Below are 26215 nucleotides of genomic sequence, written 5' to 3' on the forward strand. Positions count from 1 at the left end.
CCCGGGATCCGCCGCGGCGGGGGCCGCCGGCGGGGTCGGGGCGCCAGGTGCGCAGGCGCAGGCTGTTGGCGACGACCAGGACCGAACTGGCGGACATGGCCGCTGCGGCGAGCATCGGGTTGAGCAGGCCGACTGCGGCCAGCGGGATCAGCAGCAGGTTGTAGCCGAACGCCCAGACGAGGTTGGTCCTGATGGTGCCCAGGGTGCGCCGGGCCAGACGCACCGCGTCCGGCAGCGCCTCGATGTCGCCGCGGACCAGGGTGATCCCGGCCGCGCCGATCGCGGCGTCGGTGCCGCTGCCCATGGCGATGCCCAGGTCGGCGGCGGCCAGTGCAACGGTGTCGTTGACCCCGTCGCCGACCACGGCCACCACCCGTCCGACCTTCTGGAGGTCGGCGACGATCTGCTGCTTGCCCTCCGGCGTGGTCGCCGCGTGGACCTCGGTGATCCCCAGTTCGGCGGCCACCGCCCGGGCTGCGCCGTCCTGGTCACCGGTCACCAGGACGGGGCGCAGGCCCATCCGCTTCAGCCGGTGCACTGCACGCCAGCTACCGGGACGCACCCGGTCACCCACCGCCAGCACCGCGAGCGGATCCCCGTCCACGTCGACCACAACCACGGTGCGACCCGCCTGTTGAGCCGCCTCCAGGGCCGTGCCCAGTTCGGTCGGAAGTGCGGGGTGCTGGTCGGGGCGTACAACCTGGACCTGCCGGCCCTCGACCTGGGCGCTGACGCCTCGCCCGGCGGTGGCGCGGAAGCCGACCGCTTCGGGCAGGGCGGTGTCGCTCTCGCGTCGGGCCGCGGCGGCGATGGCCTGGCCGATCGGGTGCTCCGAATGGTGCTCGACGGCTCCGGCCAGGCGCAGCAGCAGCTGAGCGTCCTGACCGGCGACGACCGTGGTGGCGAGGAGTTCCATCCGACCACTGGTGAGGGTGCCGGTCTTGTCCAGGATGACGGTGTCCACCCGCCGCAGTGACTCCATTGCCTCGGGTCCCCGGACCAGGATGCCGAGTTGGGCTCCGCGTCCGGTGGCGGCCAGCAGTGCGGTGGGGGTGGCCAGCCCGAGTGCGCAGGGGCAGGCCACCACGAGGACGGCGACGGCCGCCGAGACCGCGTCGGGAGCGTTCGCCCCGGCGCCCAGCCAGAAGCCCAGCACGCAGACCGCGATGGCCAGCACCACCGGCACGAACACCCCGGCCACCGTGTCCGCCAGCCGCTGCGCCTTGGCCTTGCCCGCCTGGGCGTCGGTGACCAGGGCGGTGATGCGGGCGAGTCGGGTGTCGGCGCCGACCGCCGCGGCCCGCACCACCAGCGTCCCGCCGACGTTGAGGGTCGCCCCCGCGACCGGGTCCCCCGGTCCTGCTTCCACCGGGACGCTCTCCCCGGTCAGCAGGCTCAGGTCCAGCGCGGAGCTGCCCTCGACCACCACGCCGTCGGTGGCGACCTGCTCGCCCGGACGCACCACGAACTCGTCGCCCGGCAGCAGTCGGTCGATCGGTACGGTCCGCTCCTGGCCGTTCTGGCGCAGGCAGACGTCCTTGACGCCCAGCTCCGCCAACGAGCGCAGCGCCGATCCGGTGCGGTTCCGGGCCCGGCCCTCCAGCAGCCGGCCGGTCAGCACGAACAGCGGCACGGCGACCGCCGCCTCCAGGTAGATGTGCGCGCCGCCGCCGGTTCCCGCGGTCAGCGAGAAGCCCATCCGCATCCCCGGCTGCCCGGCTCCGCCGGCGAACAGCGCGTACACCGACCAGCCGAAGGACGCGACCACGCCCAGGCTGACCAGGGTGTCCATGGTCGCCGTGGCGTGCCGCAGCGCCGCCCACGCCTGCCGGTGGAACGACAGCGCGCCCCAGGAGACCACCGGGGCGGCCAGCGCGAAGCACAGCCACTGCCAGTTGCGGAACTGCAGGCCGGGCAGCATCGACAGCACGATCACCGGCACGGCCAGCGCGGCCACCCCGAGCAGGCGCCTGACCCGCGCCGCTTCCTGCTCCGCTGCCGTGTCCGCGTCAGGCACAGTGTGCGCCGAATCGGCGGCGGGCTGCGCGCTGTATCCGGCCCGCTCGACCGCGGCGACCAGCTCTTCCAACGCGACGCCGGGCGGGTGCAGCACCCTGGCCCGGCCGGTGGCCAGGTTCACCCCGGCGCTGACGCCGTCCAAACGGGCCAGCCGCTTCTCCACCCGGGCCACACAGGCGGCGCAGGTCATCCCGCCCACGATCAGATCCGTGGTCAGCAGCGCGCCGTCGCTCTCCTCCGGGGCCGGGCGTCCGACCGCGTCAGTGCTCATCGTCCCTCCCCTGCGGCCGAGTTGACCGGCTGCGGAGCTGCAGCGCCCATGCCCGACATGGACATCCCGGGCATACCCGGCATGGTTCCGCCGCCGTGGCCACTGGAACCCGGGAAGTCCCCCGGCGAGAGCGGACCGACCAGTCGGCCGACCATGAACGACGCGGCGAACAGGAGCAGCAGGCCGACGAGGGCCGCCAGCAGCACACGGCGGGGAGCCGATCGGCCGCCGGCCGCGGACGGCTGCGGCGAGGGGCGAGGAGCGAGGAGCATGGTGTGGCCAGCTTCCGGGTCGGGAAGGGGTGATCGCGCGGCGCGCGAAGCAAGGACAGCGCGCCGGCGCGGGCAGGCGACAGCCAGCCTGTCGCCGCGGATATCAAAGGTCCAGAGGTGGTCCTGGTGGTGCACGTGCACCACCAGGACCACCTGGCTGCTTACTGCAGCAGGATGACCAGCATGAACGCCATCGTGACGCTCATGGCTATGTCGCAGCAGTTCGCGCCGCGGGGCGCGAGCAGGCTGCGAACCGGGCTCTGCGCCCGGCCTCGGCCTTCAGCGTCCGGACCGGAACCCGGCTCGGGTGCGGAGGCGTCGGCGTCGGTGTCGTCAGCCTCAGTCACCGCGCAGCACGCGCCGCCCAGCGCAGCAGACTGCCCCGTGCCGCCCGCCTGCGGCGTGCCGCCGGAGGCCGCCAGCAGCGGAGTGCGGTCGATGACCATGACCGCATAGCCGCACAGGAACAGCGCCAGCACCAACGCGAGGGTCGGGTAGTGGACGACCATGGACGCGGCCCCGCCCATGCCCCCGCCCATGCCCCCGCCCATGCCGCCGCCCATGCCGCCGCCCATGCCGCCGCCCGAGGACGAACCGGCGCCCGCCCCGGACGGGGCGAAGAACATGTAGAGCATCGCGCCGGACAGGACCAGGTGCGGGACGTGGTGCCGCAGCGTCAGCCGCGCCTGGTCGGCCCCGCGCCAGGCCAGGACCACCCGCCCGGCGAACCACAGGGTCGTCAGTGTGAACACGACCTTCCAGACCGTCGCGTTCAGCGGGTTCAGGTCGGATACCAGCATGCCCGCCATGGCCACCCCCATCAGCAGGTGGACGACGTCGCTGTCGTGCTCGACCCGCCGTCCGAGCCGACGGGCCAGAGCCAGGCGACCGGCGCAGTAGACGGCGGTGGCCAGCATGATCGCGGCGAAGATGTCCGCGAGCCAGTCGGGGATGTTCACGAGGTCGTCCTCTCCAGGTCGCCGGTCGCCGACTGCGCGACGGCCTTCGGCTCGGTCGTCGGGTGGGTCGCGGGCCAGTAGGCGAGCGCGATCAGCGCCAGCAGCGGACCCGAGTTCGGGTCGGTGCCCTGGCCGCCGAACACGCCGCCCACCGCCTCACCGACCACCCAGATCACCGCGGACAGCACCAGGGCCAGCGCGATCAGCGCGCGCCACAGCCGGGGCGGCAGGAACACCGCCACGGCGACCAGGGCCAGCACGGCCGCCAGCCCTATGGAGGCGGCCAGACCGCGGTGGGCCACCAGCGACGCGGAGTGCTTGATGATCGCCCCGAGCCAGTCCGGCTGGCCGTCGGCCATACCGGCGATCATCGCGTTCATGTCCTGCGAGCCGGTGTTCCCCGACTCGAGCGTGAAGAACACCAGGCTGCCCCAGAGCAGCAGCCACAGCCCCCGCGCGGCGGCGACACCGACCGGGCGAGCGGCGGGGAACGGGCCCTCACGGTCAGTGGGCCACAGCAGCACCGCGAGCAGAGCGTAGAGGATCACGCCGCCGGGCGCACCGGACAGCGGGCTGGCCCCGCCGGTCAGCACCCCGCCCAGGCCCTCGCCGAACCACCACACGGCCAGCGACCAGCCCACGGAGGCAGCCAGGGCCGCGCGGACGGTGGGACGGCAGGCGATGCCCAACCCCAGCAGCAGCTGGATGGCGGCGAACGCCGCATTGGTGCCCACCGGGTGGTGCCCGATGATGCCCGCCGCCCAGGTGATCGAATGCGCCACCGCCGACGGGTTTCCCGGCGCGGTCGGGTCGATGATCTGGGTCGCGAACGCCTTGGTGAACATGAACGGCTGCAACTGCAGCAGACCGTCCAGCAACCACACCGCGGCCAGCGCCAGTTGCAGCAGCCGGCGCGTCTCGGCAGGGGTCCGTCGGACCCTCGGCGCGGAATCCGCCCGGCCGAAGGTGAAAGCGGCTCCGGGGCCGCCCGCAGTCAACTCACTCATCGCCGCACCCCAACTCGTGGGCGGCGGCCGCGTACGCGGCAGGGTCGCGGTGGAAGGGTGCGCGCCCCGGAGGCGCGTCAAGGTACGTCATGGCAGGTCCTCAAGCAGTGCTGTGGCAGGCCGGACCGCAGCTGCGGCACCCGGCCCGGGAAGTCACGGACACGCCTCGCCCGGCCATGGCCGCTCGCGGCAGCGCCGATGGTCCTGCCACCGGCGCCGCTCGGGCGAGCGTCTGCCTGGCCAAGGGTGGGACATGTTCGGACTGTGGGGCCCGCCCCCGTGGACACCCGTGCGAACGCGGGCATACGGCATGGCGGGCACACACCATCGCCACCTGTCACGCACCTGAACGGTCTCGGACCACCCGCAACAGCACGGGCACGGGCACGGGCACGGGCACGGGCACGGGCACGGCAAGCAGACCGTCCCGCCGGGCGCTCAGTTCAACGCACAGCGGTGACGCGACAAGGTGTTCACCCCACGAGAGCGGCCGCCGGAGGACCACGGCGGACGACCACGTCCAACAGGGCGCACCGGCCGGGCTGCGGCAGCAGCCAGGCGTCGCGGGCGCGCGGGGGCACGGGAACGGTCGGCGTCCAGGTGCCGAACGCGAGTGCCAGCAGGAACAGCGCGAACCGCAGCACGGACGTCAGGGCTGCCGTCGCCACCACGCGTAGCACCGCGAACACCGATGCCTCGCCCCGGCGCAGCCACCAGGCACTGATCAGACCGGCCGCCACGTGCACGGCCAGCATCCCCCACGGTCCGTGTCCCATGGGTGCCATGGTGTGGGTCGAACCCATCGGCATGGCACCGCCCATACCGGCCATCGCCATCCCGGCCATGGCATGGGACGAGCCCATGTCCATCGGCATCGAGGCCCGCGCGCTCGCGGCAGCCGTCGTCGTGGAGGTTCCCGTCCAGGCCTGGGCCGACGAGAAGTAGAGGTGCAGCCCCAACTCACTCAGCAGCACAACGGTGGCGATGCCGGAGAAGGAGCGCTCCCGCCCGGTCAGGACCAGCGCCACTGCCAGCACCGCCGCATAGGCGACAACCAGAGCCCGGACCGGGATGCCCTGGCCGGACATCCACCAGTGCCCCGCCACCGACAGCGCCAGGCACACCGCGGCGAACAGCGCGGCGCGCATCAGGCGCAGAGACGATCCCAGGGGCACAGTTCACCATGCTCCCACTCGTGGCAAGAGCGCCCCCTGCCGGGGTGGACACCACGCAGGACAGGACTGCCGGAGCAGCTGTCGGCGGCCTTGCCGGTGGCAACCAAGCCAGCGACGATGTGGCCCAGGGTCCGGTCACCGGGCGGTGAGTTGGCGGACCAGGACGAGCGATCGTCGTCGACTTCGCCCGCAGCGACTGCCGGCCCTGTCCCGCACGCGAGCAGTGCACCGCCTCACGACGCGGCACCCGCATGCTCACGCTCAGCCCCGCGAACCCCACCAGGCCCTGACCGCCGCCCGCACCGAGCAGAAGACCGAGACCTGGCAGGCCGAGTACGCCCTGCGCGCCGGGATCGAAGGCACCGTCAACCAGGCCCTGGACGTCACCGGAATCCGCTGGGCCCGCTACCGCGGCCTGCCCAAGGCCCGTCTCCAGCATGCCTTCTCCGCCACCGCACTCAACGTCATCCGCCTCGACGCCCACTGGAGCGCCGAAGGGACCCCACCCGCCCTGTCACGCACCAGCAGACTCACCCGCCTCAGCTACCGCCTCACGGCATGACCGAATAGAGCAGCAGAGTCTGCGGGAGGGGCAAAGCACCGTACCGGTGTTGACCCTCCCGCAGATGGAGCGCCCAGTGTGGAGTCCAGGCCGCCGAAGCGGGGGCCGTACATCCGCAAGACGGAGGTTTCACTCATGTCCGACACCACGCTGCCTACTGACCGGACCGACCCGCAGGTGCGTGGCCTGGCCGTTTCACGGCCCGGCCCACCAGCACCGTGTCGATACCGCTGATCGACAGCGGCGCAAGGTCCCGCGTGATGAAACGGTGCAGTTCCTCCAGGTCGCGCAGCCAGACGGCTGCGCTCAGGTTGGCAGTGCCGGTCAGGGCGATCACCCCGTGCACGGCCGGATGGGCAGCCAGTGCGCGCCCGGCGGCGTCCAGGTGCGCGGGTGGGACCTGGAGGTAGAGGTTGGCGTCAACCTCTAGCCCCAGACGGCGGGGGTCCACAATCACCTGGGTGAGCAGCGCCCGGTCGCGCAGGAGCGCGCCCAGGCGCCGCCGGACCGTGGACTCGGGATAGCCGGTGCGGGTGGCGAGGGCGGTGGCGGTGAGCCGTGCGTCGCCTTGGAGGGCGCGCGCCAGGGCCTGGTCGAGCGGGCTCAGCTCTGCTTCGGTTCTGCTCGGCGCCCCGGCAAGGGTGAGTTCGGCCCGTTCGGCGGCGGTGAGGGCATCCAGCCGCCAGTCGGTGGCGTCCGCGTAGACGTGCAGTACCGTCTGCGCACTGACCGAGGTGATGGCGCTGGTGGCGGGCAGTTGCCGGAAGACCAGCCTGTCGCGCTGCCCGGCGGCGGCCGTCAGGACCGCGGCGACCTCTTCGCCGCCGGCGGACATGTCGACGAACGCGATGTCGGGGCGGGCGGCCAGGGCGGCGGTGATGGTGTCGAGCTTGCCCCGCAGCACCTTGATGCGCAGCAGCATCGTCGAGCCTGGCCCTTCACGCGGCGGCACGGCGACGACCTGGACGGCACCGCTTTCCAGCAGCGCCGCCAGTCGCCGGCCGGCCACACGCGCGCTGAGGCCGAGGACGCGGGCCGCGCGCTCCGCGGTCAATCGGGCGTCGCACTGCAGGGCCGCGATCAGCCGCCGATCGAGCTGATCCAGCAGCTCAGACTCCATGGAAGTGGTCACAGGTGCAAGTTTCGCTCATCCTGCTTCCCACAGCGGTAGCTCTCGCCCATGGTACGGCCATGCTGGAGGCGTCAGCACCCGTGATTCGGAGGATCCCATGACCGACGCCGCGCTCCTGCCCGCCATGCAACAGGCCGCTCGCACCCTGGGCTCGTGGCTCGCACAGCTGGAACGCCCCCGGCCGGCCCGCACCATGTCCGACTTCAAAGACGTCTTCGATGCCGTGGACACCCCCGCAGCAGCGCTGCTGCACCAGCACCTGGACCCGCTGCTCCCCGGCGTTCCGTGGGCCGAGGACCTGTCCGCGCGTCCGCTGCCCGCCGGTGAGCTGTGGGTCGTGGACGTGATGGACGGCGCCGTGCAGTACCTTCAGGGCCTGCCCCAGTGGTGCATCAGCATCACCCTGGTCCAGGACCGCGAGGCCGTGGCAACCGTCCTGCACAGCCCCGTGCTGGACGAGAGCTACACCGCGGCGCGCGGCCACGGCGCCCACCGCAACGGCGCCCCGATCGCCCCCTCGGACAAGCAGCACCTCGCGGTCACCCTGCTGGCCACCAGCCAGCCCCCGTTCATCGCCGCACAGCCCGAGGCGGCAACAGCCGCAGGACGCTCCCTGAGCACCCTGCTGCCGCTGGTCGGAGCCGTCCGCAACCTCGGCCCCACCTCGTGGCAGATCGCCGACACCGCCGCAGGCCGCATCGACGCGTTCTGGCAGTACGGCCGCGACGACGAGAATCTCCTCGGCGCCACCCTGATCGCCCGCGAAGCCGGCGCCCTGGTCTCCGACGCTGCAGGTTCGACCTGGAAGGCCGGATCCCCAAGCTTCCTCGCCGCCCCGCCCGCCCTCCACCAGCAACTGCTCACCCTCATCGCCACCCCCAACTGACCACCGGAACGATCACACCAGCAGCGCCCCGCCCTGCGAGGACGTCAGAGAAACACGGCCCGCGCCCACCGCGCCCACTGCGCCCTCAGCCCCGAAAACGGGCGGAGAACCGGCGAATCGGTGGAGTTCCAGGTCTCGGGGGACTCTGCAATCAGCGTCCACCCGTTCCCGTAGTGATGGCCCAAGGCCCTTTGCACGGATGACCGCTTGAGTGGCCCGCAACCGGAACGCCGGTCGCGGGCCAATTTCGGCGACTCCTGTGGCTATGTGCCTGTCACGGGGCCGGCACCTGGACAGGCATCCTGCCGCTCTCGACCGGGCCTGCTCCCTCAGCAGCGGACAGGTGTGGAGAGTTGACGTGTGGTCAGCGACCAGTGGGAGTCCGACGGCCGGTCGTGGTGTCGGTGGCGGCCAGTGAGCCCAGCAGGGCCAGTGAGCGGGCCGACTCCGATCCGGGTTCGGCGTGGTAGACGACCACGAGCTGGTCGCTGGTGCCGGCCACGGCGAGCTTGTCGCGGTAGGGGTCCAGGTCCCCGACTTCCGGGTGGTGCAGGCGGCTGACGGCGCTCTCGCGGCGTCGCACGTCGTGCCGGGCCCACAGCCGGCACCTCCTCCGTCGCCCACCTGCACGAGAACATCGCCGCCGCCGACCCGACCCTGCCCGCCGACGCGGTCGCCGAAGTCAACACCATCGGCCGGTAGCCTGCTCTGCGCGTCGGTCCAGAGCGCTACGGCGTGCAGGCCAGTGCGCCCCGGCAGTCACCTGCAACAGGAATAAGCGTTTTCGTTTAGGCTGGCGGCATGCCCCGCTTGAGCGAGGAGCGCCGTGAAGAGCGCCGCCGCAGGATCCTCACCAGGCCAGCACCGGTCTGGTCTACGACCACGACCTTCCGCACCCCGCCCGCGAGGACGACCCGGCAACGGCGACCCTCCCCTATCCCGCCAGCAAGATCGCGGCGGAGAACGAGCTCCGGGACAGCGGACTGCCCTGGAGCGTGCTGCGTCTCGGGTTCGTCTACGGCGACCAGGACGGGCACCTGCAGTCGGCGCCGCACCTGCTCGCCAACTGGAAGTGGCATCCTGCGCAAGCGCTGAGCCTGGTTCACCAGCGTGACATCGGCACGGCGGTGGAACTCGCCCTGACCGGGGCGTTCGACAGACACATCGTCAACATCGCCGACGAGGCACCGATCACGGTATACGAGATCGCCGGTATCGTCGGGGCAGTCTACGAGCCGTCCAGCGAGCCCCTGCCGAGCCCGTGGATGGGCCGCATGGACGGTTCCCTCGCCCGCAGTCTCGGCTTCCAGCCCAGCGTCCCGACCGTTCACCAGGCCAGCCGGGAAGGGGCCCTGTAGCGACCTTTTCGTCCGGGACGCTTCGTTGCGGGCCCGGTAGACCGGCCCGGCCCCGCGAGACTCCCGTGGTACTCGTCAACCGGTGGACGCGACTACTGGACACCCCCGGTCTCAGGTGGCGCCCATGGCGGCGTCCTCCAGGTCCAGGTCGTGCTGGAGGTTGCGGCGGGTGGTGTCGCTGACCTGGTGTTCGTCGTACAGTCGGCGCAGTTCGGCGACCTGCAGGGCGATGACCTCGCGGCGCAGGCCGCGGTAGGAGGCCAGCAGTTCGGCGCTGTCGGGGACGGAGTCGGCGGGGGTGTCGTGGTCGTGGTCGAGCCGGGCGGTCAGGACGGCGCGGACGCGGGTGACGGCGGCCTCGGTGACGGATTCGAGGTCGGCGAGCTGGTCGAGGTGGTCCAGGCCGGCCCGGGCCAGGCGGCCGCGGGTGCGGGCCTGCTCGCGTTCGGTGTGCTCGGGTTCGACGGCCAGGCCGGAGCGTTTGACCACGCCGGCCAGGCTCAGTCCCTGGACGACCAGGGTGAGGACCACCACCGCCGTGGTCAGCACCAGGACCAGGGCGCGGCCCGGCAGCGGGCGGCCGTCGTCGGCGACCAGCGGGATCGACAGGGCGGCGGCCAGCGGCATCACACCCCGGGTCCCGGCCCAGGTCAGGACTCCGGCCACGCGCAGGGAGGGGCCCTGGCCGGGTTTGACGGCGGCCGACAGCGGCAGCATCCACGCGCTGCGCAGGGCGATCAGGACGGCGGCTATGGCGGCGGCCTGCAGCGGCCACAGGTGGCTGGCGCCGGGCAGCTCCCGCACCAGGGTGGGCAGTTCCAGGCCGACGATGCTGAAGACCACGCTCTCCAGGCCGAAGACGACCACGGAGTACACGGCGCCCAGTTGCAGCCGGATGCGGGCATCGGTGATCCGGTGCCCGGAGCGCCCCAGCAGCACTCCGGCGACCACCACGGCGGTGACGCCCGAGGCATGGACGCTCTCGGCCGCGACGTAGGCCGTGTAGGGAGTGACCAGGGCGATCACGGTCTCCAGGACCGGATCGGCGGTGCGGCGGCGCACCAGCACCACGACCCCGGCCACCGCCGCGCCGATCACGCTGCCGCCGCCGGCCAGGAGCAGGAACTCGCCGCCCGCGCCCTGCCATCCCACGGTGCCGGAGGCCACGGCGAAGCCGAGGGCGAGCTTGAACAGCACCAGCGAGGTGGCGTCGTTGAACAGGCTCTCGGCCTGGACCAGCACCTGGACCCGTCCGGGCAGGGAGAGCCGGCGCCCCAGGGCGGTCACCGCGACCGGGTCGGTGCTGGCCAGGACCGCGCCCAGGACGAACGCCATGGAGGCGCCGAGCGGGGTCAGCACCGAGGCCAGGACGCCGACTGCGGCGGCCGAGGCCAGCACCAGGCCGACCGCCAGCACGGTGACCGGCCGCCACACGGTGCGCAGGTCGCGCAGCGACAGTTCCTCGGCCGAGGCGTACAGCAGCGGAGGGAGCACGACCAGGCCGATGGTCTGCGGGGCGATGTGCAGGGCCGGGGCGCCGGGTATCAGGGCCACCGCCACACCCGCGATGACCAGCAGCGAGGGGGCGGGGATGCGCCAGCGCTGGGCCCCGGTGGCCACGGTGGTGCCCAGCACCACCAGGAACAGGACGAGAGCTACCGCGTGCATGTACCGACACCTGTGTCCGCTACCGGAGGCGCCCGCGCACACCGCGTCAGGCCGTCCCCCGCGCCGACCAGACTTCCCGGCACACCAGAAGCCACTTTATCAACTTTTTAACACTGTTCGAAGCGGCTGTCAGGGCACGGAGTGATCACGTCCAGCCGGGCAGGGCGAGTCCGGCGTAGGCGGTGGGGTCGATCTGAGCCTCGCCGGCGGCGTCGGCGAAGGCCTGCAATGCCTGGACCATGGCACCCCGGTGCTCGTGCGGCATGGCGGTCACGACCTTGGTGATCTCGGCCTGGCGGCGTTCGGTGACCGCGTGGACCACCCGGCGCCCGGCCTCGGTGGCCACCAGCCGCACCACCCGTCGGTCCGCGGGGTCCGCGGTGCGCTCGACCATGCCAGCCGTGCTCAGCCGGTCGACCATGCGCATCGCGGTCGAGGGGTTGACCGCGAGCAGCTCGGCCAGCCCGGAGAGGCTGGTTGCGCCGCCGGTGTCCAGGACGACCAGCATCCGGAACTGCGGGACGGTCAGCGTGTCCTCGACCGCGGCCAGCGAGCGCGCCGAGATCGCAACCAGCACCCGGGAGGCGGTCACGACGGCTGCGACCATCTCGTTGACCGGGGCGGGTTCCTGGGACGGCAGGAGTTCAGACATGACAGCAGTTCTACCCCGCCGCGCGCCGGTACGGTGCCGCGGGCACCCCGCCCTTTCTTCTGCAAGTGCAAACATTGCATAATGCAAGAATGAATGAGACTGCGAGCAGCGAACCCCGACCGGCCGACGGGCGAATAGCCCCGGCCGCGCCGATCACGCTCCAGCGAGGACTGGCGCGCCTGTCCGTGGGCCTGCGCGAGTCCAAGGGCGGCCTGGTGGTCCTCGCCCTGGCGGTGGGCGCCGGCGCGGGCCTGGGCGCCGTCGCGTTCCGCTGGATGATCAAAACGTTCACGCTGCTGCTCTCCGGCCACACCGACTACTCCGCCGCCGGCCACGCCGCCAACCCCTACCTCCCCTGGCTGGGACGCTTCTTCGTACTCCTCGCCCCGGTTCTCGCCGGACTGATCTACGGACCGCTGGTCCAGCGCTACGCCCGCGAGGCCCGCGGCCACGGCGTGCCCGAGGTCATGTACGCCGTCGCCCGCCGAGGCGGCAAGATCGCCCCGCAGGTCGCCCTCGTCAAATCCCTGGCCTCCGCGCTGTGCATCGGCGGCGGCGGCTCGGTCGGCCGCGAGGGCCCGATCGTCCAGATCGGCTCCGCGCTCGGTTCCAGCCTGGGCGGCTGGGTGAAGGTCGCCGAGGACCGGCTCAAGGTCCTGGTCGCCTGCGGCGCCGCCGGAGGCATAGCCGCCACCTTCAACGCCCCCCTCGCGGGGGTGTTCTTCGCCATGGAGCTGATCCTCAACGACTTCACCGCCGAATCGTTCGGCATGGTCGTCCTGGCCTCCGTCACCGCCTCCGTCATCGGCCGCGCCGCCCTGGGCAACCACCCGTTCCTGCAACTGCCCGCCTTCCAGGTCCAGCACCTGACCCAGTACCTGCTGTTCGCCCTGCTCGGCCTGCTCGCCGGAGCCCTCGGCGTGGGCTTCAGCAAGGTCCTCTACCGGATCGAGGACGCCTGCGACGCGGTGTGGCGCGGCCCCGAATGGGCCCGCCCCGCCGTCGGCGGGCTACTGCTGGGCGTGCTGCTACTGGTCCTGCCCGAGATGTACGGCGTCGGCTACCCGGTCCTGGAGAACGCGGTCGGCGGCAAGTACGTCATCGGCTTCCTGCTCGTACTGCTCGTCGGGAAGATCGTCGCAACCAGCCTGACCATCGGCATCGGCGGCTCCGGCGGCGTCTTCGCCCCCTCCCTGTTCATGGGCGCCATGCTCGGCTCCGCCTTCGGCGCCGCCGCCCACGACCTGATGCCCGGCATCGCCGGACCCGTCGGCGCCTACGGCCTGATCGGCATGGGAGCCGTCTTCGCCGGAGCCGCCCGCGCCCCCATCACCGCCGTGATCATCCTGTTCGAACTCACCGGCGAGTACACCATCATCCTGCCCCTGATGACCGCCATCGTCCTCGCCACCATCGTCTCCCGAACGCTGTCCCGCGACACCATCTACACCGCCAAACTGCGCCGCCGCGGCATCGACCTCGACGCCCGCCCCGACACCTCCCCCTTCCACGGCATCACCGTCAGCGCCGTCATGGAACCCGTCCCCCCGGCCCTGCCCGAGGCCACGACGCTGACCGATGCCGCAGACCAGCTGGCCGCCTCCCCCCACGGCGTCCTGCCCGTCCTGGCCACCGACGGCACCTACCTGGGCACAGCCACCGCCCGCCACACCGCCCAAGCCCTCGCCGAAGGCACCCACAACACCAGCACCGTCGCCACCATCACCCACCGCCCCGCCACCATCACCGCCGACAACGACCTCACCGACGCCCTCGACGCCCTGGTCAACGCAGCCGGAGCCGGACTCCCCGTACTGGACCCCACTCGCACCCGACTCACCGGCTGGATCACCTACGAATCCGTCCTGGCCTCCCTGCACCACCCCGCCACCCGCACCGCCGAACCCGTCACTACGGCGAACTGACCCCGCCCCCAGCTCTCCACGCAGCCATCACCTGGTACGGACATCCCACGGCTCCCACGTACCGAAGGGGCCCCGTGCGTACCAGCCCCAACTAGGGCGCGATTCGAGCCTTCCGCCGGGCTACGCGGGGTCCTGGCGGGCCGTGCATGGCGAGCGGTTCCAGACCCTCGACTGCGGACGTGTGGGACCTCCTTGGAAGACACGGCCCACACGGGCCTGGGGGGAGACATCGAGCGACATGGGGTGTCCTTGGCAGAGTGGATGGATGGTGCGGCGGCGGTCAGCAGGCGGCACGGGCGGCGTCGAGAGCAGCAGGACCCGGCCGGAAATCGGGGTCGACCGGCACGGCCAGGTCCTCACTTGCCGCCTGGTTCCCCCAGGCGGCGGCGTTCTTCAAGTAGAAGGCGACGGCCTGGGCCTGGAAGGCCGCCCAGTCCTTGGCGCTGGCCTCCAGCCCGGTCTGCATGCACCACCGAGGGTCGGGATGCCATCGCCGGCGGCGACTACCGCTGCGCGGTGCAGGTCCTGCCCTCGGCACGGCCCTGGCTGTCCCCGCAGCGCCGCTCATCCCCGTCGGCACTGCACACGCCGACGCCGGTCTGGTCAACTGCACCGGCGCCACCACCGTCTCCTACGGCGTGCACCCGTCACCTCTTCCACGGCCTTCAACACGCGGACGGTATAGGGAAATGTGCTGCAGACAGGTATCGGCCCGGAGCCAGCAGGACCTCGCCACCACCTACCAGGCGACGTTGGCGCCGGACCTTCGATGACGCTTGATGAATCTGGTTCTGGCCGGAAGTCCGTGAAAGGCCAGGTCAGTGGCCGGCATGACGAATCGTTTTCTTGCGGAATCCCCCTGGTACGGGCCTGCGCGCGATGCCTTGAGGGAAGCGACCGAGAGGCTTTTGGCGCCACGGTACTGCGGACTGCCCCCGCACAGGGCACTTGGCGGTGCGGGGTGCGGTGGCATGCGTCGACGTGGCCGGGCGGCCCTGCACTGGGGGCCGTTCGGCCCTCGGGCATTCGACGCCCGGGGAGCACGATGACGGTAGAGCGTGCGGATGCGGTGCCCTCCGGGCACCCGGGGCGCATGTTCTGAGGAGAGATCATGACCGACACCATCACCAGGGCCGTTCCCGTCGAGGGCGCCGCCATCGGTACGGGCACCGACCTGCGCAACCGCACCACCCCCGCTTCCGCGCTGGCCGCGCCGCAGGCCCGGGGGCGCACGGCGATTGCGGACAGCGTGGTGGCGCAGATCGCCGGGATGGCCGCCCGTGAGGTCCCGGGCATCCACAGCCTGGGTGCGGGGATGAGCCGGGCCCTCGGTGTCATGCGCGACCATGTCCCCGGTGGCGGAACGAACTTCACCCGCGGGGTCAAGGTCGAGGTCGGTGAGCGCCAGGCGGCAGTGGACCTGGATGTGGTGGTCGAGTACGGCGTCGCGATCCTCGACATCGCCGCCGCCGCCCGCGCCCATGTGATCGCCGAACTGGAGCGCACGACCGGTCTGGAGGTCGTGGAGGTCAACATCGCGGTCGTCGACGTCCACCTGCTTGAGGAGGAGGACGAGTCCGCACCCAGCGAGAGCCGCGTGAAATGACCCGACCCCCGACCAACCGCACCGCCTGGCGCGAGCGCGCGTCGGACACGGAGCCGCAACCAACACCTGGCGGCGCGGGGCACAGCGCCGGCATCGGCCTGCTGGCCGGGATGGCCTTGGGATTCGCCGGCTACTTCAGCGGCTTCTGGGCCTTCCTGCTGGTAGCCGTCCTGGGAGCGGTGGGGCTGGCAGTCGGCCTGATCCTGGATGGGCGCCTGGACCTGGGCACCCTGCTCGGGTCCCACAGCGGCCGGCGATGAGCGCCGCTCTCGCGCCCCCGGACGAGCACCGGCCGCCAGTGGCGGCAGCAGATCGCGGGGTCACAAGCATCCACGATCATGCGGTCGCGCGTATCGCCGCCCGCGCTGCCCGAGAGGCACTGGCCCCGTACGCCGGGCCGGGGCGAAGCCCGCACGCGCCCCGCGCCCGGATCGCCACCAGCAGCGGAGCAGCGCGGGTGGCACTGCAGATCCACCTGCCCTACCCGCAGGACCTCTCAGCGATCTGCACCCGCCTGCAGGACGATGTCGCACACCGGTTGACGGAGTTGACGGGCTTTCAGGTCTCTGGGGTCTCCATCGACATCGAGCGCTTGACGGCAGAGCGCACCACCACGGCGGACAGCCCCGCCGTGGATCTCGACAAACCGCCGGCCCATCCCCGGGGCAGCGGTCCCACCCAGGTTGGCAGTGACGCCGGGGCGACGGCCGACAGCGCCCGGGTGCCGTACCGGTGGTGGTCAGCTCGCAGGACCCCCGCCGCGCTGACGGCCGTCCTGGTGATTGCCGCCTCCGCACTACTCGTCCACGACGTCGTGTCCACGGTCCAGGACCACCCGGCTCGTTGGGGCCGCGCAGCACTGATCCGGCACCTGGTCGAGCATCCGCTGGACAGCGCCTGGGTGATCGGCGCCGCCGCGCTGTGCACCGTACTCGGCCTGTCGCTGATCACGCTGGCGCTCACGCCCGGTCGGCGTCGACTGCTGCCGCTGCGCCCGCAGGGACAGGGTCCGGCACCACGCGCTGCCCTGGACCGCGGCAGCGCCGCCGCAGCGTTGCGGGACTCCGCGATGGGTGTGCAGGGCGTCACCAGGGTGCGGGTGCGGGTACGTCGCCGGATCACCGTGCGGGCGGACACCGGCTTCGGCGACGCGCAGCAGATCCGAACGGACCTGACCGAAGCCCTCAACCGTGCCCGCGACGGCCTGTGCCTGGCGCACCCGCCCCCGGTGACCGTCCGCACCCGACGACGCCCGGTGTAACCTCCTATGTCCTCATTTCCTCTTCAATCCGGTCAACGTCGTCCCTGGGACCTGCCATGCGAGCGCAGCCTGTTGTCAACCGCGTCGTTCTGGCGTTGATCGGAGTGGTTTTGCTCGGTGGCGGGTCGCTGGCCTTGGCCGGCGGCCTGGACCTGTACCGGCGCTGGAACCTGCCAAGGCCCACCCGGTGGCTTCCGACCGGCCCCCGCGACGCCTTGGGCTTCCGGGCCCGCCACAGCGGCTTCACCACCTGGCCGTGGGCCTGGCCGGTAACGCTGACAGCACTGACCCTGGTGGTCCTGCTGGGGCTGGTCTGGTTGCTGCGACAACTGCCCAGCAGCGGACCGCGCCGGGCCCTCGTGGGTGGGCCCGCCGCCACCGGCCCCGTCTGGGTGCGTGGTACCGCCGTGACCCAGGTGATCCGTGACCAGACCCTGGCCGTGCCCGGAGTCCAGCACGCCCGGGTACACCTGACCGGTCCCAGCGCCCATCCCCGGCTCCACCTCACTGTGGCCCTGATCCCGACCGCCTGCCCGCGCGAGGTCCTGGCCGCTCTGCAGTCCGGGCCGATCCACCACGCTCAACTGTCCACCGGCTGGACGCACCTGCCGGTCGAGATCCGATTGAGCATCGCCTCCCACCGGGCCCGGCGCACCCGCTGACCAGACCACGACCGTAAGCCCCCGGCCATGGTTGCTGCCACGGCCTTGGCCGGCGTAGCGGGGTACAGGGGGCGTGCTCCGATACATCAGATCCGGACGGCTGGAGCCGATGTGGCCGTGCCCGCCCCGTGCCCCCCGGAGCACGGGGCGGGCACGGCCACATCGGCGGGGTCGGGTCAGCCGAGGCGTGGCCGACGTCGGCGGCGGACGGCGCCGAACATCACGGCTCCGGCCCCGGTCAGTGCCGCTGCCCAGCCGAGTGCGGACGCCAGGTCGCCGGTGCCGGTGGGCGGCATGGTTCCCCCCTTCGATCTCGACCTTGATCCCGTCCAGGCCGCCGGCGCCATCAGGGTTCGTGCCCGGCAGCGGGTTGGGGTGTCCGAGTGCGCCGTGGCGGTGTTGAAGATGTCTGTCCCGTTGCCCCGGTAGGACTGCGAGAGCTTCACCGCGATCCGTTCGGTGACGCTCGCGCCGGGCAGGAGCGGATCGTGCACCGGGCAGGTGACCATCTGCCCCGAGGCACGACACCCGGTCGGGGACCGGGCGAACACCAGTGCCTTGGGCAGCGGGTCGGTGACGAAGACGTTGCGTGCCGCGCTGGGGCCCCGGTTGGCGACCGTGATGACGTAGTCGAACGGGTTCGACACCGTCACCGGCCTGCCGTTGGTCGGCGGCACCGCGTTCTTGGTGACCGTCAGGCCGGCCTGTGGCGGCAGGATGTCGGTCGTCCAGGTCCCGGTTGTCTGCGCCGGTCCGTTCGGCCCGGTGTAGGCGACCGTCACGGTGCCGGTCGTCCTGGCACCGCCCGGCGCGAGCGGATCCACCGGGAACCGCAGTGGGCCAGTGGTATAGACCAGGCCGCCGTTCACCAGCCCGCGGGGACGGGTACCGCCGGGCTTGAGGCCTGCCGGGATCTCGCAGGTGATCCGGGTGCCCTTCGGGTCCTGCGCGCACTCGGTCGGCAGTTCGTCCTGCGTTCCGTGGAGGTACGTGGGGACCTCGATGGTGAGTACCGCCGGAGCCCGGGTAGTGGACGGGCCGAGGTTGACCACGTCGAACGCCTGGGTCCGGAACTCGCCGGGCCTGTGCGCCGCATGGCCGTCGCCGACCGCCAGCATGTCACCGACCGGACAGACCTCGCTCTTGCCTTCCAAGGAGCAGTCCAGAGGCTGGCCGGTGTCGGCGTTGGAGAAGTTGATCAATGTCAATGCCGCGGGCAGGGTGTCGACGACCGAATAGAACCGTGCCGACTCCGACGGGCCCAGGTTCGTGATCGTCACCAGGTCCTCGACCCCGCGAGCCGGTCCTACCGCGACGGAGAGGTGTTCGTGGGCACGGTCAAGACCGCCGCTCCGTTCACCATGGAGATCGACCTCGGCAACGTTTGACCTGTAGACAGGATCCTTCGACTTGGGACGAGTGACCGACCTCGACTTCGAGACGGTCTGCCAGGATCTGCTCAGCGATCTCCTCGGGTGCCGGTCGGAAATCTTCCCCCGTGGCCGACTACCACCGGATCATCGGCAACCACTCCGCGACGTTCCCGGCCCTCACCGAGGCGGACGTCGCCGAGATCCGAACGATGTCAGTGGTCCACGGAACAATCGTCACTATGGAAAACCGAATCTTTGAGGTCGCAGGTGCGGCCCTGTCCGTCGAGATCTCCGCCCACGAGGCGCTGCCGCCGCTGCTGCTCCTGCACGGCGGCATGGGCAGTACCGCTGACTTCGCTGAACTCGTGCCGCTCCTCGCCGACGACTACCGGGTCATCTGCCCGGACAGTCGCGGGCACGGACGCTCCACGCTGGGCGACGTGCCGTTGAGCTATCAGCGTCTCGAACAGGACGCCCTCGCCGTCCTGGACGGGCTCGGCATCACGCGCGCAGATGTGATGGGGTTCAGCGACGGCGGCATCACCGGCCTCCGACTCGCCGCGCATCACCCCGACCGGGTCGGGACGCTGTTCACCATCGGCTCGGACTGGCAGTTGCCGGAGGCGAGCCGTGCGTTCAATTCGCGGGTCACCCCGCAGTGGTGGCGTGACCGCAACCCGGACGGCCCGTACTCCGAGGCCGCCTATGCCGAGAAGAACCCGGAGCCCGACTTCGAGCGGCTGGTCACGGAGACCGTGGCCATGTGGAGCGACAACACCGGCACACCCGGGTACCCCGGCGAGGACGTTCGGACCATCACCGCCCCGATCGTCATGATCCGCGGCACCGACGACCATCTCTCCAGCCACGACCTTGCCATCGCCCTCCAAGCTGTTCATCCCGGGGCTGCACTGCACGAGTTCCCCGATGCCGGCCATGGGGTCGCCGCCAGCCGACCCGCAGAGGTTGCCACGATCATCCGCAGGGCACCCCGAATCCAAACCCCTGTCAGCTAGTGCTCTGACCGCCGAGGTTCGCCGGGTCCACTGACGGGGCGGCCCGTCGACCATGGGACGGCGGGCCGTCGAACCGGGCCGTACCGAGGTCAGCCGGCCTTGGCGGAGTCGAGATGACCGGTGTCACCGAGGCTGACGACTTGGCGGTTGTGGAAGAAGTCGTCCTCGCGGAGCGTGGTGATGCTGCCCGGGCGCGCCCGGAAACTGGCATAGCCGACCGACTCGATCGGCATCTTGATCCAGGACGCCACGACGAGCGTCAGGGAGCCACCGTGCGTCACGATGATCTGGTGCTCGCACGGGCGCTGCAGGATCTCGTCCATGGCCGCGTAAATGCGCTGCGCCCACGCCGCCTTGGTCTCGCTACCCGCCACGCCCTCGTCGTGTTCCAGGCGCTCCCCGACAGCAGGTGGTGGGACGAAGCGCCGGTCCAGCCACTCCTGCGGCTTTCCCTCCGCCTGGCCGTAGGACTTCTCCCGCAGCCTGCGATCAAGCTTCGGTTTCACGTCGAACAACTCGGCGGCCTCCTCGGCCGTCCGCCGGGTGCGCTGCAGATCCGAGGAGAACAACTCCACCTCGGCACCGTCCGGGACGTGGGCCCGCAGCGCCTGGGCAATGGAGACCGCGTCACGGACGCCGGCGGGCGTCAATTGCGAATCATGCCATCCGCCGACAACGCCCTCGATGTGGTGCTTCGCCTCCGGATGGGTGACGACGTAAAGAGTGCGCATGGGTGATGTCCTTCCGGTAGGTAGTGTCCTGCCTGATGGCCGTCCGCAACTATGGAAGAGACGGCCGAGAACCATCAAACGGGTTCTCGGTGCGCGCAATTGTCAATATCTGTGGACTGGGTCCCCGGTCCGCAGGGAGTCGTCGCTATGCTCGTCGCCCAGCGCGAGGCCATCGCGATCATGCAGGCCAACCCCGCGATCAGGGTCCGGCCGGGAACCGACGCCGGCTCCTACGAGGACATGCGGGAACGGGCCGTCACCGTGCTCTACGGAGAGCACCCCACACCCGACCGACGCGCCGCCCTCTACATCAGCCTCGCCGTCGCCGTCACGGTACCCGCCCTGGCCGATCTGCCCACCGACGCGCAGCGGGAGACCCTCACCCGCACCTGCACCCGCCTTTCAAAACCCGATGGCCCACCCGCGCCCGGACCCCTCACCGAGGAGGCCGGGTCGGTGGCCGGCTGCCGGTCGGGCGGCGGGGTGGTGGGTCAGACCTCGTTGTTCCACATGCGGAACTCGGTGCACCTGCCGTTCTTGTCGAACGTGACGGTCCAGAGGTTGGCGAAGGTACCGAGTTCCTTGTAGCGCCCGGTGCCCTCGATCGCCGCGGTGTCACCGTTGATCACGAGGAGGGACCATTCGAAGTCCCAGCCGCCCTCCTGCCACGGCGTGCGGCTGAGCCAGCCCTCGATGATCGCCTCGCGGCCGACCCAGTCGGTCTCGTAGGGCCGTTCGTGGTACTCGGCCTGCGGGGTGAACAGCGCGGTGATGTCCTTCCTGCTGCTGGTGGTCCAGGCCCGGACATAGCCCTCGACCCAGGCCTGTACCTGCTGTTCGGTCACCATCGCTACCGCCTTTCCCTGACGTGACGACGTCGCGCTGTTCTGTTCACCCTTGGGCCGTGGGACGGACGACGAGTTCGTTGACGTCCACCTCGGCAGGCCGGCTGATGGCGAAGTGGACGGCTTCGCCGATCGCGGCGGCGGGGATCGCGATGCCCATCTGTCCCTGCACTGCGTCCCTGACGCCGCTGTCGCTGATGCCTCCGGTCAGCTCGCTCCGGGTCAGGCCGGGGCTGATCACGGTGACCCGCAGCTCCCGGCTCTCCTGACGCAACCCCTCGGACAGGGCCCGCACCGCGTGCTTGGTGGCGCTGTAGACGGCGGCGGTCGGATCCACGCGCAGCCCGGAGACGGAGGCGATGTTCACGACGTGCCCGGCGCGCTGGGCCTGCATGATCGGCAGGACGGCGGCGATGCCGTGCAGCACCCCGCGCAGGTTGACGTCGATCATGCGGTTCCACTCGTCGATCCGCAGCGCGTCCAGGCGTGACAGCGGCATCACTCCGGCGTTGTTGACCAGCACGTCGACGCACCCGTGGCGGCTGTGGGCGGCAGCGACGAAGGACTGCATGTCGGCCATGTCGGTGACATCCAGTTCGTGCGCCACGGCGCTGCCGCCGTGTGCCTCGATCTCCTTGGCGAGTACCGCCAGGCGGTCGGTGCGCCGTGCGCCGAGGACCACGTGGTGGCCCGCCGTGGCCAGCCTTCTGGCGGTGGCCTCACCGATTCCGCTGCTGGCCCCGGTGATCAGGACGACCTTGGGGGCGGCCGTCGCGGACGGGTACGTCATGGGGGTGCCTCTCGGACTGTCGACGGCCGCGGTGACGGATGTGTCGGCCGTCGGTCCTGCCAGCATGTGCCCGATCGTGCGCAGGCGGCAGGACGGGTCTTCCTGGGTGCCCGACTCCTAGGAACGCGCGGCGTACGATCACCGCATGAGCGGTAACGAACTGGGGCAGTTCCTGCTGGCGCGTCGCTCCCGTCTCAGCCCTGCCGACGTGGGCTTTCCCCGCTCGCAGGGGCGCCGGGTCAGCGGGCTGCGACGCGAGGAGGTCGCGGTCCTGGCCGGGGTCAGCGCCGACTACTACGCCCGTCTGGAGCAGGGCCGCGAGCGGCACCCCTCCGGCCAGGTGGTCGACGCCCTCGCCCGGGCCCTGCACCTCGACACCGACGCCTGCTGGCACGCCTACCGCCTGGCCGGCCTCGTGCCGAAGCCCGACGTTTCCTCCCCCGCCGTGGAGCACGTCGCACCGGAACTGCTCGGGCTGATGGACGCCTTCCCGACCGCTGCGGCCTACGTGGTCAACCGCCGCCTGGAGGTCCTGGCCTCGAACCCCCTGGCCGACGCCCTGCTCTCCCCGCTCGCGGACCGGCGCGCCATGGCGCGTTCCCTCTTCTGCGACCCCGCGGCCCGGGACCTGTTCGCCGACTGGCACTCCGTGGCCAAGGACACCGTCGCCGCCCTGCGGCTGGCCCACGGCCACGATCCGCACGACCCCCGAACCGTCACCCTGATCGCCGACCTGCTCGCCGAGAGCGAGGATTTCGCGGCGCTGTGGAGCCAGCAGGACGTGGGCCGCCTGGGCAGCAGGACCAAGACGTTCAACCACCCCACGGCGGGTCGACTGACCCTCAGCTACCAGACCTTCGAGGTACAGGACGCTCCCGGCCAGTACCTCCTGGTCGGCACCGCCGCGCCCGCGACCCCGGACGCCGCCCGCCTGACCCTGCTCGACCCCCGGTGAACGGAGGAGCAGTGGCCCCCGGTCCAGGTCACAGCCCGCATCGGGCGCCACCGAACGGCCTCCGAGCGGTACTCATCGCCGCTCAACGCTCGTCAACACTGGTCATCAGTCCATGCCTCGCAGTGTGCACCGGATGTGCACCGACCTCCGACTTCTGAGCAGGTAGGGCAAACCGACCCTTGCCCGACAAAAGCCGGAGCCTCAGAACATGCTCTGAGCTTGTCGTTTATGGTCGATGTGATCATCCGGGCCATGAGCGGCAAGGTCAGATGGTGATCCAGTATCGGCGCTTGGTGGACGTTCCGGCGGTGCGCACGTCTTCCAGCACGCCGCCGTTGCGCTCGATGGTCCGCGCTGAGGCGAGATTGCCGTCGTCGCAGGTCACAAGGACCCGGTCCAGTCCGAGTCCACGCGCCTCGGGCAACACCGCCCCCAGGGCCCAGGTGGCCAGGCCTCGCCTTCTGGCGGAAGGCCGGATGCTGTAGCCGATGTGTCCGCCGACGTCGAGCAGGAAGTCGTTCAGGTAGTGCCGCAGGTCGATGGCTCCCAGGTAGGTGCCGTGCTCGACGATCCACCAGTGCGTGGCGTGGACGCGTTCCTCCCCGACGGGGACCGACCGGTCCGACTGCTGACGCAGCCGCTCGACCCACGTCGAGAAGCCCTCGGGACTGTCGAGGTCGACATCAGGAGCCAGGCGTAGGCCGGTTCCGTCCTGGTGGGCGTCTGGAGGCCACTCCTCGCGCGCCGCGAGCCACGAGGAGTGCAGTCGATCAGTGGGTGCGATCAATTCCGGCATGAATCGACGATAACTGCAGGCAGTGGAGTGGTCTCCTTCTCAGCTTGCCGATTGTGCTCTTGTCCGCCGGCCACAGCGGTGGATGCTGTGGGCTGGCCGGTGCGTCGGGGTTTGGTGCCGGTCCTGTGGTGGGTTGGTCGGGTGTGGGCCGCGCCGGTGGCGAGGACGCGTCCGACGTCGTGGCGCGGGGCCTGGTGGCGGTTCTTCGAGCCGGCTGGGCGTCCGGGGCCGGGTTTGGTGGGTTTTTGAACTTGGGCCGGCGCGGGGGTCCTCGTGCACAGGTTCCTGAACCCCCGTCGGGACTCCGGCCGGACTTGCGGTGCCCGCCGCATCACTCGCGCCCTGGTCCGCACCGGCCATCGGGTGGCCAGGTGCACGGCGGAGCGCCTGATGCGCGAGCTGGGCCTCAAGGGCGTCATCCGCAGGCGCAGGCGCACAGGGCGTTGTCGTCGGCCGACTCGGCGCACAGCCAGGCGGTGCGGGCTCTGCTCCCCCGCGGTGGGAGCTGCCGCGCCCTCTACGAGTCTGGGCGACCGGCCCGGACTCGCCGTTCTTCGCAGGAGGTGCGCCATGCCCGGGCAACCGGTGGCCGACCTGGTGCTGACCGCAGGGGCCGGCTCCACATCGTCCGCACGCCCACCCGCCGGCCGGGCGTCACCCGTCGAGGCTTGGCTCAGCCCTTGGCGACCGCCGAGGCCCAGTCCAGGTTCACGCCCATCTGGGCGTACATGTCCGTGTAGCCGACGTAGCAGTCGAACTTCTCGATCTTGCCGTTGTGCAGGTACCAGAAGTCGGCGGTCGGCGCGTCGATCCTCGCGCCGGTCGGCTTGAGGGTGCCGGCCGGAGTCTGCAGCGGTCCCTCGAAGGTGCCCTGGATCGACAGTTCGAGGCTGATCTCGTCGCCGTTCACGGTGATGCTCTTCAGGTCGCGGTGGACGTCGGGGAAGATGGCGGCCATGGTGGTCAGGACGTCGCCGAGCGCCTTGCCCTGGTAGGTCTGGCCGGCGACCTCGTCGTTGAAGACGCCGTCACTGGTGAAGCTGTTGATGAACGCGTCGACGTTCAGGCTGTGGCCCTCCGCGTCGTGGTACGCGTTCAGGACGACTGCGAGATTGGCGATCTCGTGCGCGGTCAGGTGGCGGTTGGTGAGCGGCAGCGCCGCCAGTTCGCCGGGGCTCAGGGCCGCGTGGGCCGCCGAGCCGCCGCCGGCGTGGCTCTGCGCGCTGCCGGCGGCCGGGCTTGCGGCCTGCGACGGTGCGGCGGCAATGGCGAGACCGCTCAGGCTCGCGACCGCGGCCGTGGTGACGATCGACTTCCATCCGAGCGACTTCATGTCGTGTTCCTCCGGGTTGGTTCTCGGGATCTGACGATCCGTCGAAGCAGTTGCGCGCCGAGTGCGGCACGTTAAAATCAATCGCTTGATTGACTGTATGAACGGCAGCGCAGACCTGTCAAGCGAATGATTGATTTATGTGTTGCGGGGCGCCGTGCCCCGGACCCGGCGGCCCGGCGGCCCGGCGGCCCGGCGGCCCGGCGACGACGACCCGACTCACGGGTGGACGACGGGCGGACCCGCCGCCGGACGGCCGCTTGACAGTAAATTAAATCAAGTGTTTGAATACTTCCCATGGCGACAGAACGTGCAGATCAACGCCGCGAAGCCGGCCAGCGAACACGGGACGGGCTGCTGGCCGCCGCAGTGGAGCTGCTCGCGCGACACGGCCAGGAGGGTGTGACCCTCCGCGAGGTCACGGATCACGCCGGAGCCAACGTCTCCGCGGTGAGCTACCACTTCGGGTCGCTGAGGACACTGTGCGATGCGGCGATCGAGCACGCGCTGGAGCAGTACCTGGACGCGCAGATCGATGCGGTCGCCTCGCTCGACGACACGTCGGAGATCGAGGACCTGGCCGCGGCCTTCACCAGGCCGATGATGCGCGCGCTGGCGGCCGGCGGACCGGACCTGGCGGTCATCCGGACGGTGGCGCGGGTCGGGATCGACCCCCCCGAGGGCTGGGACCGGCTGACGGCGAAGTTCCAGCAGTCCCGGCAGGACATCGTCCGCAAGCTCTCGGCGAGCCTTCCCGGGGTCGAGGAGCAGGAGTTGGACTTCCGCACCCGATGCGCGGCCGGTCTGCTGAACTGGCTCGCGCTGGCGCCCATCGGCGCCGAGTTGGCCGCCAAGCCCCCCGAGCAGATCGAACGGTGGCTGGTCCCCGTACTGGCCGGAGCATTCCGCGGCTCCCCGAACATCGGTTGATCCGACCCGGCGCCCGCCGGAACACGGCCGGCCA

The 26215-nt window shown here is 71.1% G+C and carries 25 protein-coding genes and 6 pseudogenes; 14 read left to right on the plus strand and 17 right to left on the minus strand.

The window, feature by feature from the left end; all coding sequences use genetic code 11:
• Nucleotide 1: 1 nt before the first annotated feature.
• The 5 genes and pseudogenes from BS75_RS06315 to BS75_RS06335 form a co-directional block, all read right to left on the minus strand.
• Nucleotides 2-2290: pseudogene (locus BS75_RS06315) on the minus strand (heavy metal translocating P-type ATPase); the annotation flags it as partial.
• On the minus strand, nucleotides 2287-2562 hold the full coding sequence (locus BS75_RS06320; RefSeq protein WP_152646030.1) for a hypothetical protein: 276 nt from the start codon (nucleotides 2560-2562) through the stop codon (nucleotides 2287-2289). The gene BS75_RS06320 and the pseudogene BS75_RS06315, both read right to left, overlap by 4 nt.
• 161 nt (nucleotides 2563-2723) lie before the next feature.
• The gene (locus tag BS75_RS47860) at nucleotides 2724-3521 is read right to left on the minus strand and encodes a DUF5134 domain-containing protein (RefSeq protein ID WP_034087494.1); all 798 of its coding nucleotides are present in this window, start codon (nucleotides 3519-3521) and stop codon (nucleotides 2724-2726) included.
• Nucleotides 3518-4528 carry a hypothetical protein gene (locus BS75_RS06330; RefSeq protein ID WP_152646029.1) on the minus strand — a complete coding sequence of 337 codons (1011 nt, stop codon included), beginning with the start codon at nucleotides 4526-4528 and terminating at the stop codon, nucleotides 3518-3520. Before BS75_RS06330 ends, BS75_RS47860 begins: the two co-directional genes overlap by 4 nt.
• 473 nt (nucleotides 4529-5001) lie before the next feature.
• Nucleotides 5002-5703: a hypothetical protein gene (locus tag BS75_RS06335; protein ID WP_160312286.1), complete on the minus strand. Its 702-nt coding sequence runs from the start codon at nucleotides 5701-5703 to the stop codon at nucleotides 5002-5004.
• A 170-nt stretch (nucleotides 5704-5873) separates the two neighbouring features.
• Between BS75_RS06335 and BS75_RS52140 the strand changes: the two are divergent.
• Nucleotides 5874-5927, plus strand: a pseudogene (locus tag BS75_RS52140) (hypothetical protein); the annotation flags it as partial.
• Nucleotides 5927-6265, plus strand: a complete 339-nt coding sequence (locus BS75_RS06340; RefSeq protein ID WP_034087497.1) for a transposase — start codon at nucleotides 5927-5929, stop codon at nucleotides 6263-6265. The pseudogene BS75_RS52140 and the gene BS75_RS06340, both read left to right, overlap by 1 nt.
• Nucleotides 6266-6419: 154 nt before the next feature.
• Here BS75_RS06340 and BS75_RS06345 read toward each other — a convergent pair whose 3' ends face one another.
• Nucleotides 6420-7397 (minus strand): Lrp/AsnC family transcriptional regulator, encoded by a 978-nt coding sequence (locus BS75_RS06345; RefSeq protein ID WP_231607689.1) that lies wholly within the window; start codon nucleotides 7395-7397, stop codon nucleotides 6420-6422.
• A gap of 97 nt (nucleotides 7398-7494) precedes the next feature.
• Between BS75_RS06345 and BS75_RS06350 the strand changes: the two genes are divergently transcribed.
• Nucleotides 7495-8283 carry an inositol monophosphatase family protein gene (locus tag BS75_RS06350; protein ID WP_034087499.1) on the plus strand — a complete coding sequence of 263 codons (789 nt, stop codon included), beginning with the start codon at nucleotides 7495-7497 and terminating at the stop codon, nucleotides 8281-8283.
• Nucleotides 8284-8647: 364 nt separating this feature from the next.
• On the opposite strand, the gene BS75_RS06355 is transcribed toward BS75_RS06350, so the two are convergent.
• A complete protein-coding gene (locus BS75_RS06355; protein WP_034087500.1) occupies nucleotides 8648-8866 on the minus strand; it encodes an MmyB family transcriptional regulator in 219 nt (72 codons plus the stop codon).
• Nucleotides 8867-9146: 280 nt separating this feature from the next.
• Between BS75_RS06355 and BS75_RS06360 the strand changes: the two are divergent.
• Nucleotides 9147-9641 (plus strand): annotated as a pseudogene (locus BS75_RS06360) (NAD-dependent epimerase/dehydratase family protein); the annotation flags it as partial.
• Between the two features lie 111 nt (nucleotides 9642-9752).
• Here BS75_RS06360 and BS75_RS06365 read toward each other — a convergent pair.
• Together BS75_RS06365 and BS75_RS06370 are read right to left on the minus strand one after the other, a co-directional pair.
• Nucleotides 9753-11309, minus strand: a complete 1557-nt coding sequence (locus BS75_RS06365) for a Na+/H+ antiporter (RefSeq protein WP_034087501.1) — start codon at nucleotides 11307-11309, stop codon at nucleotides 9753-9755.
• A gap of 145 nt (nucleotides 11310-11454) precedes the next feature.
• Nucleotides 11455-11961: a MarR family winged helix-turn-helix transcriptional regulator gene (locus BS75_RS06370; RefSeq protein ID WP_042439005.1), complete on the minus strand. Its 507-nt coding sequence runs from the start codon at nucleotides 11959-11961 to the stop codon at nucleotides 11455-11457.
• Between the two features lie 215 nt (nucleotides 11962-12176).
• Here BS75_RS06370 and BS75_RS06375 point away from each other — a divergent pair, with 215 nt between their 5' ends.
• The gene (locus tag BS75_RS06375) at nucleotides 12177-13886 is read left to right on the plus strand and encodes a chloride channel protein (RefSeq protein WP_034092512.1); all 1710 of its coding nucleotides are present in this window, start codon (nucleotides 12177-12179) and stop codon (nucleotides 13884-13886) included.
• Between the two features lie 280 nt (nucleotides 13887-14166).
• Here the strand turns inward: BS75_RS06375 and BS75_RS06380 are convergent, their stop codons facing one another.
• Nucleotides 14167-14352 carry a hypothetical protein gene (locus BS75_RS06380; RefSeq protein WP_034087502.1) on the minus strand — a complete coding sequence of 62 codons (186 nt, stop codon included), beginning with the start codon at nucleotides 14350-14352 and terminating at the stop codon, nucleotides 14167-14169.
• A 645-nt stretch (nucleotides 14353-14997) separates the two neighbouring features.
• Here BS75_RS06380 and BS75_RS06385 point away from each other — a divergent pair.
• From BS75_RS06385 to BS75_RS06400, 4 genes are all read left to right on the plus strand, one after another.
• Nucleotides 14998-15492 carry an Asp23/Gls24 family envelope stress response protein gene (locus BS75_RS06385; RefSeq protein WP_034087503.1) on the plus strand — a complete coding sequence of 165 codons (495 nt, stop codon included), beginning with the start codon at nucleotides 14998-15000 and terminating at the stop codon, nucleotides 15490-15492.
• Entirely contained in the window at nucleotides 15489-15752 is a 264-nt protein-coding gene (locus tag BS75_RS43980) for a DUF2273 domain-containing protein (protein ID WP_052069236.1), read from the plus strand. Before BS75_RS06385 ends, BS75_RS43980 begins: the two co-directional genes overlap by 4 nt.
• A 197-nt stretch (nucleotides 15753-15949) precedes the next feature.
• Entirely contained in the window at nucleotides 15950-16753 is an 804-nt protein-coding gene (locus tag BS75_RS06395) for a DUF6286 domain-containing protein (RefSeq protein ID WP_052069237.1), read from the plus strand.
• A gap of 104 nt (nucleotides 16754-16857) precedes the next feature.
• Entirely contained in the window at nucleotides 16858-17415 is a 558-nt protein-coding gene (locus BS75_RS06400; protein ID WP_156164215.1) for an alkaline shock response membrane anchor protein AmaP, read from the plus strand.
• Nucleotides 17416-17591: 176 nt separating this feature from the next.
• Here the strand turns inward: BS75_RS06400 and BS75_RS06405 are convergent, their stop codons facing one another.
• Nucleotides 17592-18695, minus strand: coding sequence for a DUF11 domain-containing protein (locus BS75_RS06405; protein WP_034087505.1), 1104 nt, complete (start codon nucleotides 18693-18695; stop codon nucleotides 17592-17594).
• A 3-nt stretch (nucleotides 18696-18698) separates the two neighbouring features.
• Here BS75_RS06405 and BS75_RS49980 point away from each other — a divergent pair.
• Together BS75_RS49980 and BS75_RS06410 are read left to right on the plus strand one after the other, a co-directional pair.
• Nucleotides 18699-18803: pseudogene (locus tag BS75_RS49980) on the plus strand (Uma2 family endonuclease); the annotation flags it as partial.
• Between the two features lie 110 nt (nucleotides 18804-18913).
• Nucleotides 18914-19804, plus strand: a complete 891-nt coding sequence (locus BS75_RS06410) for an alpha/beta fold hydrolase (RefSeq protein ID WP_052069239.1) — start codon at nucleotides 18914-18916, stop codon at nucleotides 19802-19804.
• An 89-nt stretch (nucleotides 19805-19893) separates the two neighbouring features.
• On the opposite strand, the gene BS75_RS06415 is transcribed toward BS75_RS06410, so the two are convergent.
• The 3 genes from BS75_RS06415 to BS75_RS06425 form a co-directional block, all read right to left on the minus strand.
• On the minus strand, nucleotides 19894-20535 hold the full coding sequence (locus tag BS75_RS06415; RefSeq protein WP_034087506.1) for a histidine phosphatase family protein: 642 nt from the start codon (nucleotides 20533-20535) through the stop codon (nucleotides 19894-19896).
• Nucleotides 20536-21026: 491 nt separating this feature from the next.
• Nucleotides 21027-21383, minus strand: a complete 357-nt coding sequence (locus BS75_RS06420) for a nuclear transport factor 2 family protein (protein WP_034087507.1) — start codon at nucleotides 21381-21383, stop codon at nucleotides 21027-21029.
• A 43-nt stretch (nucleotides 21384-21426) separates the two neighbouring features.
• On the minus strand, nucleotides 21427-22170 hold the full coding sequence (locus tag BS75_RS06425; protein ID WP_034092516.1) for an SDR family oxidoreductase: 744 nt from the start codon (nucleotides 22168-22170) through the stop codon (nucleotides 21427-21429).
• A 145-nt stretch (nucleotides 22171-22315) separates the two neighbouring features.
• Between BS75_RS06425 and BS75_RS06430 the strand changes: the two genes are divergently transcribed.
• Nucleotides 22316-23125 carry a helix-turn-helix domain-containing protein gene (locus tag BS75_RS06430; protein ID WP_034087508.1) on the plus strand — a complete coding sequence of 270 codons (810 nt, stop codon included), beginning with the start codon at nucleotides 22316-22318 and terminating at the stop codon, nucleotides 23123-23125.
• 265 nt (nucleotides 23126-23390) lie between these two features.
• On the opposite strand, the gene BS75_RS06435 is transcribed toward BS75_RS06430, so the two are convergent.
• Together BS75_RS06435 and BS75_RS51865 are read right to left on the minus strand one after the other, a co-directional pair.
• On the minus strand, nucleotides 23391-23921 hold the full coding sequence (locus BS75_RS06435; RefSeq protein ID WP_034087509.1) for a GNAT family N-acetyltransferase: 531 nt from the start codon (nucleotides 23919-23921) through the stop codon (nucleotides 23391-23393).
• A 98-nt stretch (nucleotides 23922-24019) separates the two neighbouring features.
• Nucleotides 24020-24220, minus strand: a pseudogene (locus BS75_RS51865) (NF041680 family putative transposase); the annotation flags it as partial.
• Between BS75_RS51865 and BS75_RS46140 the strand changes: the two are divergent.
• Nucleotides 24195-24344: pseudogene (locus tag BS75_RS46140) on the plus strand (IS3 family transposase); the annotation flags it as partial. The pseudogenes BS75_RS51865 and BS75_RS46140 overlap by 26 nt on opposite strands.
• A 250-nt stretch (nucleotides 24345-24594) precedes the next feature.
• On the opposite strand, the gene BS75_RS06440 reads toward BS75_RS46140, so the two are convergent.
• Complete coding sequence (locus BS75_RS06440) at nucleotides 24595-25254, minus strand: nuclear transport factor 2 family protein (RefSeq protein ID WP_034087510.1); 660 nt, start codon at nucleotides 25252-25254, stop codon at nucleotides 24595-24597.
• 294 nt (nucleotides 25255-25548) lie between these two features.
• Between BS75_RS06440 and BS75_RS06445 the strand changes: the two genes are divergently transcribed.
• Complete coding sequence (locus BS75_RS06445; protein WP_081982137.1) at nucleotides 25549-26181, plus strand: TetR/AcrR family transcriptional regulator; 633 nt, start codon at nucleotides 25549-25551, stop codon at nucleotides 26179-26181.
• Nucleotides 26182-26215 lie beyond the last annotated feature (34 nt).

Source organism: Streptacidiphilus albus JL83 (assembly GCF_000744705.1).
Lineage (GTDB): Bacteria > Actinomycetota > Actinomycetes > Streptomycetales > Streptomycetaceae > Streptacidiphilus > Streptacidiphilus albus.

What these genes read in the sequence shown, in the direction of transcription:
- BS75_RS06320 (WP_152646030.1), bottom strand. Translation starts at nt 2,562, where the DNA reads ATGCTCCTCGCTCCTCGCCCCTCGCCGCAGCCGTCCGCGGCCGGCGGC.
- BS75_RS06330 (WP_152646029.1), bottom strand. Translation starts at nt 4,528, where the DNA reads ATGAGTGAGTTGACTGCGGGCGGCCCCGGAGCCGCTTTCACCTTCGGC.
- BS75_RS06350 (WP_034087499.1), top strand. Translation starts at nt 7,495, where the DNA reads ATGACCGACGCCGCGCTCCTGCCCGCCATGCAACAGGCCGCTCGCACC.
- BS75_RS06365 (WP_034087501.1), bottom strand. Translation starts at nt 11,309, where the DNA reads ATGCACGCGGTAGCTCTCGTCCTGTTCCTGGTGGTGCTGGGCACCACC.
- BS75_RS06370 (WP_042439005.1), bottom strand. Translation starts at nt 11,961, where the DNA reads ATGTCTGAACTCCTGCCGTCCCAGGAACCCGCCCCGGTCAACGAGATG.
- BS75_RS06380 (WP_034087502.1), bottom strand. Translation starts at nt 14,352, where the DNA reads ATGCAGACCGGGCTGGAGGCCAGCGCCAAGGACTGGGCGGCCTTCCAG.
- BS75_RS06385 (WP_034087503.1), top strand. Translation starts at nt 14,998, where the DNA reads ATGACCGACACCATCACCAGGGCCGTTCCCGTCGAGGGCGCCGCCATC.
- BS75_RS43980 (WP_052069236.1), top strand. Translation starts at nt 15,489, where the DNA reads ATGACCCGACCCCCGACCAACCGCACCGCCTGGCGCGAGCGCGCGTCG.
- BS75_RS06415 (WP_034087506.1), bottom strand. Translation starts at nt 20,535, where the DNA reads ATGCGCACTCTTTACGTCGTCACCCATCCGGAGGCGAAGCACCACATC.
- BS75_RS06420 (WP_034087507.1), bottom strand. Translation starts at nt 21,383, where the DNA reads ATGGTGACCGAACAGCAGGTACAGGCCTGGGTCGAGGGCTATGTCCGG.
- BS75_RS06425 (WP_034092516.1), bottom strand. Translation starts at nt 22,170, where the DNA reads ATGACGTACCCGTCCGCGACGGCCGCCCCCAAGGTCGTCCTGATCACC.
- BS75_RS06430 (WP_034087508.1), top strand. Translation starts at nt 22,316, where the DNA reads ATGAGCGGTAACGAACTGGGGCAGTTCCTGCTGGCGCGTCGCTCCCGT.
- BS75_RS06435 (WP_034087509.1), bottom strand. Translation starts at nt 23,921, where the DNA reads ATGCCGGAATTGATCGCACCCACTGATCGACTGCACTCCTCGTGGCTC.
- BS75_RS06440 (WP_034087510.1), bottom strand. Translation starts at nt 25,254, where the DNA reads ATGAAGTCGCTCGGATGGAAGTCGATCGTCACCACGGCCGCGGTCGCG.
- BS75_RS06445 (WP_081982137.1), top strand. Translation starts at nt 25,549, where the DNA reads ATGGCGACAGAACGTGCAGATCAACGCCGCGAAGCCGGCCAGCGAACA.